This window comes from Agromyces sp. LHK192 (genome assembly GCF_004006235.1).
In the GTDB taxonomy this organism is placed as follows: domain Bacteria; phylum Actinomycetota; class Actinomycetes; order Actinomycetales; family Microbacteriaceae; genus Agromyces.
In genome coordinates this window covers 2,069,656-2,083,285 of sequence record NZ_CP034753.1, presented here as the reverse complement: position 1 = coordinate 2,083,285, position 13,630 = coordinate 2,069,656, and the positions used below count along the sequence as shown (strand labels likewise).

Genomic DNA, 13,630 nt, shown 5'->3' with positions numbered 1-13,630 from the left:
CTCAGCGGGCGAGCGCCGCGGCCAGCGCCGTGAGCGTCTCGGATGTTCCCGCGTCGATCTTCACCGCGGCCCGGCTGTCGCCCTTCGTGAGGCCCCGGTTCACCACGACGATGGGGAGCCGCCTGCGGCGCGCGATCTCGAGCAGGCGCACGCCCGAGTTCACGACCAGTGACGAGCCGGCGACGAGCAGCGCATCCGCGCTCCGCACGATGGAGGCGGCCTGCTGGAACGTCTCGCCCGGCACGAACTCCCCGAAGAAGACCACGTCGGGCTTCAGGATGCCGCCGCATACGGTGCACTCCGGGATCCGCATCGCGTCGACGTCGTCGACTTCGACGTCGCCGTCGGGGGCGGCGCGGATCGCCCGGTCGAGGTCGATGTCGGGGTTGAGGGTCTCCAGTCGGTCCGCGATCGCCTGGCGTGCGAAGTACTGCCCGCAGGTGAGGCAGACGACGCGATCCATGGTGCCGTGCAACTCGACCACCCGAGCGCTGCCGGCGCGCCGATGGAGGCCGTCCACGTTCTGCGTGACGACGCCGGTGAGGGTACCGGCCTCCTCGAGCGCGGCGAGCGCGAGATGGCCGTCGTTCGGAACGGCGCTGCCGAACGCCCGCCAACCCAGGTGGCTGCCCGCCCAGTACCGCTTGCGTGCCCGCTCGGAGCCGAGGAACGTCTGGAACGTCATCGGGTTGCGCTGGGGCGCCCCCTCGCCGCGGTAGTCGGGGATGCCCGAGTCGGTGCTCACTCCGGCCCCCGTGAGCACGGCGATCTTGCCGCCGCGCAGCACGTCGAGCGCGGCATCCAGGCCGGCGGCCTCGACCTCTCGGGCCAGTGTGTTCACGCGCGCCTCCGTTCGTCGGTGTCCATGAGTGTAAACGCAGCGGTTTTCCGGAATGTTTCCTCGGCTGGCAGGCTTGGAGCGGGAGGACCGATGCGAATCGAACGGGTCGCGGACGCGGCATCCGATGCGGTGGCCGATTACGCGGCGCTGACGGATGTCTCGCTGCGCCGGGCCACGGAGGCCGAGCGCGGCCTGTACATCGCCGAATCGGCGAAGGTGATCCGGCGGGCGATCGCCGCGGGGCACCGGCCCAGGTCGGTGCTGATGGAGGAGAAGTGGCTCGACGGCCTCGAGGCCGAGCTCGCGCCGTTCGACGTCCCGGTGCACCTCGCGGATCCCGATCAGCTCGAGGCGATCACGGGATACCGCGTGCATCGCGGTGCGCTCGCGGCGTTCGAACGACCCGCCGAACCCGACCCCGCAGCGCTCCTGGCGCAGGCGCGCCGGGTCGTGGTGCTCGAGGACATCGTCGACCACACGAACGTCGGGGCGATCTTCCGCAGCGTCGCGGCGCTCGGCGCGGACGCGGTGCTCGTGACCCCGCGATGCGCCGACCCGCTGTACCGGCGGAGCGTTCGCGTGAGCATGGGCACGGTGTTCCAGGTGCCGTGGACCCGGGTCGGCGACTGGCGCGAGGCCGCTCCGCTGCTGGCCGAGCACGGGTTCACGACCGCCGCCCTCGCGCTCGCGCCCGATGCCGTCTCGCTGCGCGATCTCGCCGCCGCACCGCCCGAACGCGTCGCGCTGGTCTTCGGCGCGGAGGGCGACGGGCTCAGCCGGCACGCGCTGGACGCGGCCGACCTGGTCGTCACCATCCCGATGGCGCACGGGGTCGATTCGCTGAACGTGGCCGCCGCGGCGGCCGTGGTCCTCTACGCACTCAGCGAGCCGGTCTAGGCTCGCGGTGATGTCGTACCCCGCCCCACCCTCCACCGAATCCGGCGCCGCACCCGGGCGCGGTCTGCCGCACGACCCCGGCACGGCCCTCGCCGCGGCGAACCTCGACGCCGACCGCGATGCGAAGCGACGGATGTATCGCCGCAGGCGCATCGTCGCCGGCACGGTGGCCCTCGCCCTCGTCGCCCTCATCGCGAGCGGCGCCGTCTACGTCTCGAACGCGCTCGGGGCCCCGCTGCCCGCCGTCGCCGCGGAGATCACTGACCCGCCACCGGTGGCGCAGGCCGCGCAGCCGCTCGTGCTGCCGGGCACCGGGGAGTTCGCGATCGGTGCCGTCGGGTTCGACGGGCTCCTCGCGACCAGCGCCGACCAGTCGCCGATGGCGATCGCGAGCATCGCGAAGGTCGTCACGGCGCTCACGGTGCTCGCTCAGCACCCGGTGGCACCCGGCGAGGGTGGGCCGTCGATCGAGTACACCGACGCCGACGTCGACATCTACTGGGACATGATCGCGCAGAACGGGTCGGTCGCCCCGGTCGCCGCGGGAACCTCGCTCACGCTCGTCCAGAGCCTCGAGGCGATGCTGCTGCCGTCGGGCAACAACTACGCGATCTCGATCGCGAACTGGGCCTTCGGGTCGGAGGCCGCGTACACGGCCGCGGCGAACGCGTGGCTCGCGCAGCAGGGCCTCACCGAGATCACCGTCGCGGACGCGAGCGGGCTGTCGATGGACAATGTCGGCACGCCCGCCGCGCTCGTCCGCCTCGGCGAGCTGGCGCTCGCCGAACCCGCGCTCGCGGGCATCGTCTCGACGCAGGCGGTGGACCTCCCCGGCGTCGGACGGGTCGAGAACTCGAACAAGCTGCTCGGCACGCACGGTGTCGACGGCATCAAGACCGGCACGACCGACGACGCGGCGAACCTGCTCTTCTCGGCCGACTACCAGGTCGGAGGTTCGACGGTGACGGTCGTCGGCGTCGCGCTCGGCCAGGACACGCACGCGCAGCTGCGCGAGCAGGTCGCGGCCCTGCTCGACAGCGTCGCACCCGGATTCCACGAGGTCCAGGCGCTGGCCGCGGGAACGCCGCTGGCGACCTACGGCACCGCCTGGGGCGACACGACGACCGCGACGGCGAGCGAGGGGGCATCCGTCGTCGTGTGGAGCGACACCCCCGTCGACGTCGAGGTCGTCGCAGACCCGATCACGACGGTCGGCGCCGGCGACCGCGTCGGCACCGCGACGGTCCGCGCGGGGAGCCAGGTCATCGAGGTGCCGCTGCTCGTCGACGCGCCGATCGAGGACCCGGGCACCTGGTGGCGGCTCACGAACCCGGGCGGCCTCGACGCGACTCAGGGCGCAGGGTCGGTGGACACCGGGTCCGTGGACAGCGGGTCGCCGGCCGAGTAGGGCCCGGCCTCCGGGCGCTTCGCGGTGATCGTGTCGCCCGACGACTGGTGGCGGATGCGTCGCACCACCCACGGCACGAGGTACTCGCGCGCCCACGCGAGGTCCTCGACACGGGCCTGCCGCCAGGTGCTCCCGGGCAGCGGCTCGGGCTTCAGCGGCTCGAGGTCGTTCTCCACGTTCAGCGCCGAGAGCACCATGCGAGCCACCGTGTGGTGTCCGAGGGCGTTCAGGTGGAGCCGGTCGGGCGCCCAGAAGCGCTGGTCCTGGATGTCGGCGAGCGCCCACTGGTCGGCGACGATGCAGTCGTACTTCGACGCGATCGCGCGCAGGTTCTCGTTGTAGATCGCCACCTTGCCGCGGATGCCCCGGAACACGGGGGAGAAGCCGACGTCCACGCCCGTGAAGATCACGATGGTCGCTCGGTCCCTCGAGAGCCGGTCGATGGCGTACTCGAAGCGCGCCGAGATCTCGTCGGGGTCGGTGCCGGGGCGGATCACGTCGTTGCCGCCCGCGGAGATCGTGATGAGGTCGGGGCGCAGGGCCACGGCGGGTGCGAGCTGCGCGTCGATGATCTGCTGGATCAGCTTGCCGCGCACCGCGAGGTTCGCGTACGCGAAGTCCTCGGTGCCCTGCGAGAGCACCTCGGCGACGCGGTCGGCCCATCCGCGATGGCCGCCCGGCACGGACGGCTCGGGATCGCCGATGCCCTCGGTGAACGAGTCGCCGATGGCGACGTAGCGGGACCACGGATGCTGCTGGGTGACCATCCCTCCATTCTGCACACGTGCCGGGATCCCGGCACGTGCGCCGCGGCCCGCCGCGAGCATGTCGGCCGGGTCGGGTACAGTGCTGGACAGTGAGCACAGCGACCCCATCCGGCCATCAGCCGGGCACCTCGGCCGCCGAGCACCTCTCACCCGCCTTCCCTGCCAGAGCGCCCTGGGGCACCGCGAACCGGCTGCGCGCGTGGCAGGCCGAGGCCCTCGAGCAGTACCTCGCCGACCTCCCGCGCGACTTCCTCGCCGCGGCCACGCCCGGCGCCGGCAAGACCACCTTCGCGCTCCGGATCGCCGCGGAGCTTCGCGCGCGCCGCATCGTCGACCGGATCACGGTCGTGGCGCCGACCGACCACCTCAAGCGACAGTGGGCCGACGCCGCTGCGCGGGCCGGCATCCGACTCGACCCGGGATTCCGCAACGCCCACGGACGAAGCGCACGGCACTACCACGGCGTCGCGGTGACCTACGCGCAGGTCGCCATGCGGCCGGCGCTCCACCGCGAACTGACGCTCTCCGGCCGCACGCTCGTCATCCTCGACGAGGTGCACCACGGCGGCGACACGCTGTCGTGGGGCGATGCGATCCGAGAGGCGTTCGAACCGGCGGAGAAGCGGCTCTCGCTCACCGGCACGCCGTTCCGCAGCGACACCGCGCCGATCCCGTTCGTGCACTACGAACCCGACGCCCACGGCGTGCGACTCTCGAAGACCGACTTCAACTACGGCTACGGTCGGGCACTTGCCGACGGGGTCGTGCGGCCGGTGCTCTTCATGGTCTACGCGGGCCACATGCGCTGGCGCACCAAGGCCGGCGACGAGATGGAGGCGCGGCTCGGCGAGGACAACACGAAGGACATCACGAGCTCGGCCTGGCGCACGGCCCTCGAGCCGACCGGCGAGTGGATTCCCGCCGTGCTCCAGGCCGCCGATCGCCGGCTGACCGAGGTCCGCCACGGCATCCCCGACGCGGGCGGTCTCGTGCTCGCGACCGACCAGACCGTGGCGCGCGCCTACGCCGAGATCCTGGAGGGCATCTCGGGCGAGAAGGTGGCCGTCGTGCTCTCCGACGACAAGGAGGCGAGCGAGCGGATCGAGGAGTTCTCCGCAGGGACGAGCCGGTGGATGGTCGCGGTCCGGATGGTGTCCGAGGGGGTCGACGTTCCCCGCCTCGCGGTCGGCGTGTACGCGACGAGTTCGTCGACGCCGCTGTTCTTCGCCCAGGCGATCGGCCGCTTCGTGCGGGCGCGCCGTCGCGGTGAGACGGCCTCGGTGTTCATCCCGAACGTGCCGATCCTCATGGCGCTCGCGGGCGAGCTCGAACGCGAGCGCGACCACGCCCTCGACCGACGCGGCGGCGACGATGAGGACCCGGGGCTCGACGACGGGCTGCTCGAATCGGCGAACCGCGAGGAGAAGGCCTCGGACGAGCTCGGCGACGAGTTCACGTGGCAGGCGGTCGCGTCCGATGCGACGTTCGACCGCGTCGTGTTCGACGGCACCGACTTCGGGACGTTCGCCGAGCCCGGCAGCGACGAGGAACTCGACTTCATCGGGCTGCCGGGCCTGCTCGAACCCGAACAGGTCGCGGAACTGCTCAGGCATCGGCAGGCGAGGCAGGCCCGGCGCGCAGGCGAGCGTCGGAAGCACACGGTCGAGGACGAACCGGCGGCCGAACCCGTCGCGCTGTACCGCACGCTCAAGGAGCAGCGGTCGCTGCTCAACAGCCTCGTCGGGCTCTGGGCGCGGCACACGGGCGAGCCGCACTCGCAGGTGCACGCGGAGCTGCGACGGGTCTGCGGCGGACCGGCCGTCGCGCAGGCGACGGTCACGCAGCTGCAGTCCCGGATCGAGCTGCTGCGCAGGCGACTCGCGAGCCGGTGACCGGCTCGGTGGTCGTCGGGAAGCGGCCGGCCACCCGACGACCTGCGGTGTCCGAGCCGAACCGCCGAAGGGCTCGTGACATCGGTCGCGAGAGCCGGACGACCTGCAACATTCCGCAAGCCATGTTGCAGAACATTTCGATCATGTCGGAGGATGACGGGACCCGGCCGATCCGCACCGCCCCCGATCCAGCGGCCGCCATCCGAAAGGCCCCCATGGCGCAGCAGCATCCCGAACTCGACCGCGTCGACCGTGCGCTCCTGGCCGCGTTGTCGACGAACGCGCGATCCTCCGGCGCCGCGCTCGCTGCGGAGATCGGCGTCGCGGAGTCCACCGTGTCGCTCCGCCTCCGCCGCCTGCAGAGCCTCGGAACGATCCGCGGCTACCACGTCGACGTCGACCTCGCGTCGGTCGGGGTGTCGTTGCAGGCGCTGATCGCGGTGCGACTCGTCAAGCACGACCGCGCCGAGATCGACGCGTTCCGCGCCGCGGTGCCGCACCTGCCGGGCGTGCTGGGCGTGTTCCACATGGCCGGCGCCGAGGACTACCTGCTCCACGTCGCCGCGCGCGACGCGGTCGAGCTCCGCGAGTTCGTGCTCGCCCACCTCACCGGCCACCCGGCGGTCGCGCACACCGAGACGAACCTCATCTTCGAGCACGCCGAGGGCGACGGCTGGCAGCACCTGATCGGCTGAGTCGGGGGCCCGTGCGTTCGGCGGTCCGAAATGCTGCCAATCCCGCTCGTTCGCCCCGATTCCGGTCCGCGTGCGAACGCCGCTCGCTATCGTGGCTGAGGCCGTTCCGGCCGAGGACGTGATGGAGCGGGCCGTTCGAGCACCGACCTCGTCGCCCGCCGGACAGGTGGACGCATGACCGACGAGACGGCGAACCCGACGCCTGCGAGCCCGCCGACCGGGGCGGACCGCGCGCGCTGGCGGCGGTACCTGGCCGACGAACGGGCCGAAGGCGCCGTGTATCGCGAGCTCGCCGATCGCAAGACCGGTGAGGAGCGCGAGATCCTGCTCGCCCTCGCCGCCGCGGAGGGGCGGCACGAGGCGCACTGGCTCGCGCTGCTCGACGGCGATGAACGGGGCACCCCGCGCGCCGACGTCCGGACCCGCGTGCTCGTCGCACTGGCGCGCCGGTTCGGCTCGATCTTCGTGCTCGCCCTCGCGCAGGGTGCGGAGGCCCGCTCGCCGTATGCGACCGACCCGTACGCGACTCCCGCGATGGCCGCCGACGAGCGGATCCACGGCGAGGTCGTGCGCGGGCTCGCCGCACGCGGTCGGCGCCGGCTGGCGGGCAGCTTTCGTGCGGCCGTGTTCGGCGCGAACGACGGGCTCGTGTCGAACCTCGCCCTCGTGCTCGGCATCGGCGCGACGGGGGTTCCGGCACCCGTCGTGCTGTTCACCGGCCTCGCCGGGCTGCTCGCGGGCGCGCTGTCGATGGGAGCCGGCGAGTACGTGTCGGTGCGGTCGCAGCGCGAACTGCTGGATGCCTCGGCGCCCGACCCCGCGGCAGGCGACGCCCTGCCCGACCTCGACCTCGACGCGAACGAGCTCGCGCTGGTATACCGGGCGCGCGGCATGGCCCCGGACGCCGCCGTCGAGCATGCGGCACTGACGCTGGCACGGGTGCACGCGGCCGGACGCCAGGACGCGTCCCGAACGCCGACCGACGCGCTGCCCGCGATGGATCAGGACGATGAGGCGATCGGCACGGGCCTCGGGGCGGCGCTCGCGAGCTTCTGCTTCTTCGCGTCGGGTGCGCTGATCCCGGTGCTGCCGTGGTTGTTCGGTATGTCGGGCCTGCCCGCGATCCTCCTGGCGACCGCACTGGTCGGTCTCGCGCTGCTCCTCACCGGGGCGACGGTCGGCGTGCTCTCGGGCGCGCCGCCGCTCAAGCGCGCCCTCCGCCAGCTCGCGATCGGGCTCGGCGCAGCGGCGGTGACGTACGTGCTGGGGCTCGCATTCGGGACGACACTCGCGTAGCGGGCCGCGACCGGCGTGTCGCGATCAGCGCTGACCGGTCGGCTCCGTCACGAAGTCGATGAGTTCCTCGACCCGGCCGAGCAGGGCTGGCTCGAGATCGCCGTAGCCGCGCACCCGGCCGAGGATCGCCTGCCACGCCCGGGCGATGTCGGCCTGCTCGGCGTGCGGCCAGCCGAACGCCTCGCACACGCCGTGCTTCCACTCCACGCCCCGGGGGATCACGGGCCAGGCGTCCCGACCGATACGCGCCGGGCGCACCGCCTGCCAGATGTCGATGAACGGATGCCCCACCACGAGCACGTGCGCGCCGTGACGGCCCCGCCGGACCTCGTCGGCGATGCGTTGCTCCTTCGATCCGGGCACGAGGTGGTCGACCAGCACGCCGACCCGGCGCTGCCGGTCGGGCTGGAACTCGTCGAGCAGGTCGGCGAGGCGATCCACGCCCTCGAGGTATTCGACGACGACGCCCTCGACCCGCAGGTCGGCGCCCCAGATCTTCTCCACGAGCTCGGCGTCGTGCCGGCCCTCGACGAAGATGCGGCTCGGCAGCGCGACCTTCGCCCGCGTCTGGGGGGCCGCGAACGAGCCGGATGCCGTGCGCATCGGACCGGCGGGGGCACGCCTGACGGGCGGGACGAGCCGGACCGGGCTGCCGTCGACCAGGAACCCGTGCCCGAGCGGGAACAGCCGGCGCTTCCCGAACCGATCCTCGAGCACGACGTTGCCCTGCTCCAGCCCGACGACGGCCCCGCAGTAGCCGTCGGCCGCGAGCTCGACGACGAGGTCTCGCTCCACGGGGAGGTCCGGGATCTTCGGGCGTCCCCGCGCCCGCCAGTCGCCGGCGAGGACGTCGGTGCCGTAGCGGTCTTCGCCGTGGACTTCAGGACGGGGGATGGCGTCGTTTCCGGGCACCGTTGGAGGCTATCCGACCGGTCGCGCCCGAGGCGGCGGCGACACGGCAGGCGGTCGAGACGCCAGGTGCAACGTCCACACTGCACCGAGCGCGGCCACCGCGGCGGCGACGGCGAACGTCCACCCGAGTCCGAATCCGGCGGCCAGCGGGCCGAGCGCGATCGGTCCGAGGCCGAGCCCGAGGTCGATCGCGGCGGTCGCCGTTCCCGAGGCGGCGCCGCGCTGCGCGGGCCCGGCGGTCGCGAACACCGCGGCGAAGAATGCCGGGGTGCTGAACCCCACGCCGATCGCCAGGATCGCCGAGCCGACGTGCAGGCCGCCAGGTGCCGGCCACACCGCGGTGATCGCAAGGCCGGCCGCCATGAGCACGAGGGCGGCGGCCCCGAGGCGCAGCGGCGGGAATCGGTCGACGAATCGGGCGAACGCGACTCGGACGACCACGACCACGGCGCCGAACACGAGCAGTGCGGTGCTGGCATCCGCCGTGCCGATCCGCACGGCGTGCAACGAGGCGAACGCGAGGAAGCCCCCGAGCGCGATGATCGATGCGAGGAACCCGATGAGGATGGGCAAGGCCGGGCGATAGATCAGCGGCTCCCGTCTCGGCGTCGGATCGGTTCGGGTCGGCTCGGGCGTCGGGCGACCGACGGACGACCCGCCGGACCCGGATGCATCGACCGGCTCGGTGTTCCGGGTCTCGCCGACGCCGACCGAGATGGCCGCCGCGACCAGCGCGATGGTCGCGCCGCCCATCCACGCGGCAGCGAATCCGGCCCAGTCGGACAGGAGCTCGCCGAGCGGAGGTCCGAGCGTGAGTCCGAGGTAGAGGCCCAGGGAGTTGATCGAGATCGCCTCGCCCAACCGGCTCGGCGGCGCCAGGTCGGCCAGCGCGGCGAAGGATGCGACGAAGAAGGCGGCCTCGGCGACACCGGCGAGCAGGCGCAGCGCGATGATCGAGAGGAGGTCGGGCGCCGCGGCGATGGTGAGATAGGACACCGCGGCGATGAGCGCTCCGCCGAGGAGCAGTGGCCGGCGTCCGAGGCGGTCGGCGAGTCGTCCGGCGAGCGGGCGCAGCAGCAGGGCCGAGAGCGCGAATGCACCGAACGCGATGCCGGCGGCGGCCTCGTCGCCGCCGATCGGGCCGGTGACGTGGAGCGGCAGCGTGAACACGGCGATCCCGTCCGCGGTGAAGTAGGCCAGCTCGGCGATGCCGAGGGCGATGAACGCCGGCGTGTAGAGGCGTTCCCGCGGCAGGCCCTCCATGCGCCGGATGCTACGCCGATGGGCCGGTCGCCGCAGGTCAACGGAAGTCGCGCGACCGGTGCGGTGCCGACACGGTGAGCGACTCGAACCGATCAGCGACGAGGTTCACGATGCCGTCGCGCGTGCGCTCGAGGATGCCGCGCACCACCATCGCGGGCGCCTCGCGGGCCACCCGTCGGTACCGCGTCCACACCCCGACCCCGGCGATCACGTTGACCGTGCCCGATTCGTCCTCGAGGTTCAGGAACGTGATGCCCGACGCCGTCGCCGGCCGCTGACGGTGAGTGACCACCCCGCCGACCTCGATGCGCCGCCCGGACTCGGCCTCGCGGAGGCGGTCCACCCGGATCGCACCGCGCGCATCGAGTCGGTCGCGGATGTGCCGGATCGGGTGGTCGTCGGGCGAGATGCCGGTCGCCCAGAGGTCGTAGACCACCTGCTCGGTCGGGGTGAGCAGCGGCAGCAGCGGCGGCTGCACGACCACGATCGAGCCCGGCAGGTACTCGGCGCGGTCCTGCGCGGCCTCGCCGGCGAGCCACAGCGCGCGCCGCCGGTCGAGTCCGAACGACGCGAACGCGCCGGCCGCCGCGAGCGCCTCGAGTTCGGATGCCTCGAGCCCGACCCGGCGCGACACCTCGGCCATGTCGCGGAACGGACCGCCGCGCTCACGTTCGGCGACGATGCGCTCGGCGAGCGCGGTGCCGATGGAGGAGACGTCGGCGAGCCCGAGCCGCACGACGAACCCCGCGTCGCGGCGATGCGCGGCCGACCGGTCGGGCGCCTCGCGGTCGAACGGGCCGATCGGCGGCTGCACCGCGTCGGCGCAGCCGTGCAGGCCGCTGGGCCCGGCGTGCCCGGGCGCCGGGGCATCCGAGGTCACCGGGGCATCCGATCGCGAGCCGGCATCCGTCCCGTCGGGGACGCCGCGCGGTTCGAGCCCCGCGTGCACGCCCGACCGCTGGATGTCGGGCCGCAGCACCTCGACGCCGTGGCGACGCGCGTCGGCGGTGAGGGTCTGGGGCGAGTAGAAGCCCATGGGCTGGGCGCGCAGCAGGGCCGCGAGGAACGCCGCCGGGTAGTGCAGCTTCAGCCACGAGCTCGCGTAGACGAGCAGGCCGAAGCTCAGTGCGTGGCTCTCGGCGAAGCCGAAGTTCGCGAACGCCTGGATCTTCGCGTAGATCTCGTCGGCCGTGTCCTCGTCGATGCCGTTGCGCGCCATGCCGGCGTACAGGCGCTCCTTCAGCGACTCGATGCGCTCGACGCCCCGCTTGGACCCCATCGCCCGGCGCAGCAGGTCGGCGTCGGCGGGCGTGCAGTCGCCGACCGCGACGGCCATCTGCATGAGCTGCTCCTGGAACAGCGGCACCCCGAGCGTGCGCTCGAGCACGGGCTCGAGCTTCGGATGCAGGTACGTCACCTGCTCCTCGCCCGTGCGCCGGCGGATGTACGGATGCACCGCACCGCCCTGCACCGGGCCGGGCCGGATCAGGGCGATCTCGACCACGAGGTCGTAGAAGCAGCGCGGCTTCAGCCGGGGGAGCGTGCCCATCTGCGCACGCGACTCGACCTGGAACACCCCGATCGAATCGGCACGGCACAGCATGTCGTAGACCGCGCCCTCCTCCTTCGGCAGGCTCGCGAGCTCCCATTCCTCGCCGGTCGTCTCGCGGATCAGGTCGAACGTGTACTGCAGCGCGGCCAGCATGCCGAGGCCGAGCAGGTCGAACTTCACGAGGCCCATCCAGGCGCAGTCGTCCTTGTCCCACTGCAGCACGGTGCGGTGCTCCATGCGCGCGTGCTCGATCGGCACGACCTCGCCGACGGGCCGGTCGGTGAGCACCATCCCGCCCGAGTGGATGCCCAGGTGCCGGGGGAAGGTCAGGACCTGCTCGGCGAGCTCGATCACCGGCCCGGGGATGTCGTGGTCGTCGGTCTCGACGACCGCACCCCAGCGTTCGACCTGGCGCGACCAGGCATCCTGCTGGCCCGTCGAGTAGCCGAGCGCCTTCGCCATGTCGCGTACCGCGACCTTCGGCCGGTAGGTGATGACGTTCGCGACCTGCGCCGCGTTGCGCCTTCCGTACTTGCCGTAGACGTACTGGATGATCTCCTCGCGCCGGTCGGAGTCGAAGTCGACGTCGATGTCGGGCTCCTCATCGCGCAATGCCGACAGGAACCGCTCGAACGGGAGCCGGTAGAAGATCGAGTCGACCGCGGTGATGCGCAGCACGTAGCAGACGGCCGAGTTCGCGGCCGAACCGCGCCCCTGGCACAGGATGCCCCGGCTCCTGGCCTCGCGCACGAGGTCGTACACGATCAGGAAGTAGCCGGGGAAGTCCTTCTGCTCGATCACGTCGAGCTCCTGCCCGAGCCGTTCGCGGACGTGGTCGGGAACCCCGGGATAGAGTTCCGCAGCGCCCCGCCAGACGAGTTCGCGCAGCCAGCTCATCGGCGTGTGGCCGTCGGGCACCTCCTGGCGCGGCAGCTTCGGGCGGGCGCTGCGCAGACGGAACCCGAGCTCCTCGGCGATGCCCGCCGTGCGCGAGACCGCACCGGGATACCGGGCGAACCGCGCGGCCATCTCGGCGCCCGAGCGCAGGTGCTGGCCGTCGGACGCCGGCAGCCACCCGTCGAGCTCGTCGAGGCTGCGCCTGGCACGCACAGCGGCGAGCGCCTGGGCGAGCCGGTGCTCGGGCGGGGTCGCGTAGTGCACCGCGTTGGTCGCGATCACGGGCAGGTTCGCACGGGCCGCCAGCCTCGCCAACCGGTCGTTGTCGGGCTGGTCCGCCGGATGCCCGTGGTCGAAGAGCTCGACCACCACCCGGTCGTGCCCGAACAGCGCGACGAGCCGGTCGAGCTCGCGCCACGCGGCCTCGTCGCCGTCGGCTCCGCCGAGCGCGAGTGCGCGGCGCACCGGTCCCTTGCGGCATCCGGTCGGGATCAGCCATTCACCGCCGGACTGCGCGGCGAGCTCCTCGAGGTCGTACACGGGTCGCCCCTTCTCGCCCCCGGCGAGTTGGCCGGCCGTGATCGCCGAGGCGAGTCGGTGGTAGCCCTCCTCGCGTCTGGCGAGCACCAGCAGGTGGTCGCCCTCAGGGTCGGCGGCGCCCATCTGCGGTCTGGTGAGCCCGATCGAGAGCTCGGCGCCGAAGACGGTCGTCAGGTCGGGGAAGGCCTCTGCGGCCTCGGCGAACCGCACGATGCCGTAGAACCCGTCGTGGTCGGTCACGGCGAGCCCCGAAAGCCCCAGGCGGTGCGCCTCCTCGACGAGCTGCTCGGGCATCGAGGCGCCGTCGAGGAAGCTGAACGCCGTGTGCGCGTGCAGCTCGGCGTACGGCACCGCCGGGCCCTGTTCGACCTCGAGTCCGGGGGAGGGACGGTAGGGATGGCGCTTGCGGCTCCAGGCCGGGCTGTCGCCGCCGTCGGCGATGAGCGGGCGTCCGTTCCGGGGGTCGGTACCGCCGTCGCCGCCGCCCGGCTTGCCGATGAATCCGCTCGGGCCACCACGGCCGTCGGGCCGGCGCCGGTCGGAGAGCCGGCGTTCGAGCTCCGACCATGGGATCTCGGGATTGTTCCAGCCCATCAGTTCGCTCGTTTCATCGTTGCGCCGTCATCATCGATGCCGTGAATACATCGATACCCGCTGACTGATTCGATTC

At 72.6% G+C, this 13,630-nt stretch carries 10 protein-coding genes; 5 read left to right on the top strand and 5 right to left on the bottom strand.

The genetic code is table 11. The annotated features are described in order from the left end of the window. Position 1: 1 nt before the first annotated feature. Complete coding sequence (locus ELQ40_RS09330; protein WP_127793442.1) at positions 2-841, bottom strand: NAD-dependent protein deacetylase; 840 nt, start codon at positions 839-841, stop codon at positions 2-4. 90 nt (positions 842-931) lie between these two features. Here ELQ40_RS09330 and ELQ40_RS09325 point away from each other — a divergent pair, with 90 nt between their 5' ends. Together ELQ40_RS09325 and ELQ40_RS09320 are read left to right on the top strand one after the other, a co-directional pair. Next, complete coding sequence (locus ELQ40_RS09325) at positions 932-1,738, top strand: RNA methyltransferase (protein WP_127793441.1); 807 nt, start codon at positions 932-934, stop codon at positions 1,736-1,738. Positions 1,739-1,748: 10 nt separating this feature from the next. Continuing rightward, entirely contained in the window at positions 1,749-3,146 is a 1,398-nt protein-coding gene (locus ELQ40_RS09320; RefSeq protein WP_127793440.1) for a D-alanyl-D-alanine carboxypeptidase family protein, read from the top strand. On the opposite strand, the gene ELQ40_RS09315 is transcribed toward ELQ40_RS09320, so the two are convergent. Then, positions 3,089-3,913, bottom strand: coding sequence for an SGNH/GDSL hydrolase family protein (locus ELQ40_RS09315; protein WP_127793439.1), 825 nt, complete (start codon positions 3,911-3,913; stop codon positions 3,089-3,091). The two genes, ELQ40_RS09320 and ELQ40_RS09315, sit on opposite strands and share 58 nt — an antisense overlap. Before the next feature lie 89 nt (positions 3,914-4,002). On the opposite strand from ELQ40_RS09315, the gene ELQ40_RS09310 reads away from it, so the two are divergent. The 3 genes from ELQ40_RS09310 to ELQ40_RS09300 all read left to right on the top strand — a co-directional run bounded on the left by ELQ40_RS09310 (position 4,003) and on the right by ELQ40_RS09300 (position 7,796). Further along, a complete protein-coding gene (locus tag ELQ40_RS09310; RefSeq protein WP_127793438.1) occupies positions 4,003-5,805 on the top strand; it encodes a DEAD/DEAH box helicase in 1,803 nt (600 codons plus the stop codon). A gap of 143 nt (positions 5,806-5,948) precedes the next feature. Continuing rightward, complete coding sequence (locus ELQ40_RS09305; RefSeq protein WP_370296306.1) at positions 5,949-6,500, top strand: Lrp/AsnC family transcriptional regulator; 552 nt, start codon at positions 5,949-5,951, stop codon at positions 6,498-6,500. Between the two features lie 174 nt (positions 6,501-6,674). Next, complete coding sequence (locus ELQ40_RS09300) at positions 6,675-7,796, top strand: VIT1/CCC1 family protein (protein WP_127793437.1); 1,122 nt, start codon at positions 6,675-6,677, stop codon at positions 7,794-7,796. A gap of 24 nt (positions 7,797-7,820) precedes the next feature. Here ELQ40_RS09300 and ELQ40_RS09295 read toward each other — a convergent pair whose 3' ends face one another. Genes ELQ40_RS09295 through ELQ40_RS09285 form a run of 3 tightly spaced genes read right to left on the bottom strand, consistent with a single transcriptional unit; the run spans position 7,821 to position 13,554 of the window. Beyond that, positions 7,821-8,708, bottom strand: a complete 888-nt coding sequence (locus tag ELQ40_RS09295; protein ID WP_240665715.1) for a DUF3097 domain-containing protein — start codon at positions 8,706-8,708, stop codon at positions 7,821-7,823. Between the two features lie 9 nt (positions 8,709-8,717). Beyond that, positions 8,718-9,971, bottom strand: coding sequence for an MFS transporter (locus ELQ40_RS09290; protein ID WP_127793436.1), 1,254 nt, complete (start codon positions 9,969-9,971; stop codon positions 8,718-8,720). A 37-nt stretch (positions 9,972-10,008) separates the two neighbouring features. Beyond that, positions 10,009-13,554 (bottom strand): error-prone DNA polymerase, encoded by a 3,546-nt coding sequence (locus ELQ40_RS09285; RefSeq protein WP_127793435.1) that lies wholly within the window; start codon positions 13,552-13,554, stop codon positions 10,009-10,011. Between the last annotated feature and the right edge of the window lie 76 nt (positions 13,555-13,630).

Excerpts from the sequence above, each read along its gene's own strand:
- ELQ40_RS09325 (WP_127793441.1), top strand. The coding sequence starts at position 932 with ATGCGAATCGAACGGGTCGCGGACGCGGCATCCGATGCGGTGGCCGAT.
- ELQ40_RS09320 (WP_127793440.1), top strand. The coding sequence starts at position 1,749 with ATGTCGTACCCCGCCCCACCCTCCACCGAATCCGGCGCCGCACCCGGG.
- ELQ40_RS09315 (WP_127793439.1), bottom strand. The coding sequence starts at position 3,913 with ATGGTCACCCAGCAGCATCCGTGGTCCCGCTACGTCGCCATCGGCGAC.
- ELQ40_RS09305 (WP_370296306.1), top strand. The coding sequence starts at position 5,949 with ATGTCGGAGGATGACGGGACCCGGCCGATCCGCACCGCCCCCGATCCA.
- ELQ40_RS09300 (WP_127793437.1), top strand. The coding sequence starts at position 6,675 with ATGACCGACGAGACGGCGAACCCGACGCCTGCGAGCCCGCCGACCGGG.
- ELQ40_RS09290 (WP_127793436.1), bottom strand. The coding sequence starts at position 9,971 with ATGGAGGGCCTGCCGCGGGAACGCCTCTACACGCCGGCGTTCATCGCC.
- ELQ40_RS09285 (WP_127793435.1), bottom strand. The coding sequence starts at position 13,554 with ATGGGCTGGAACAATCCCGAGATCCCATGGTCGGAGCTCGAACGCCGG.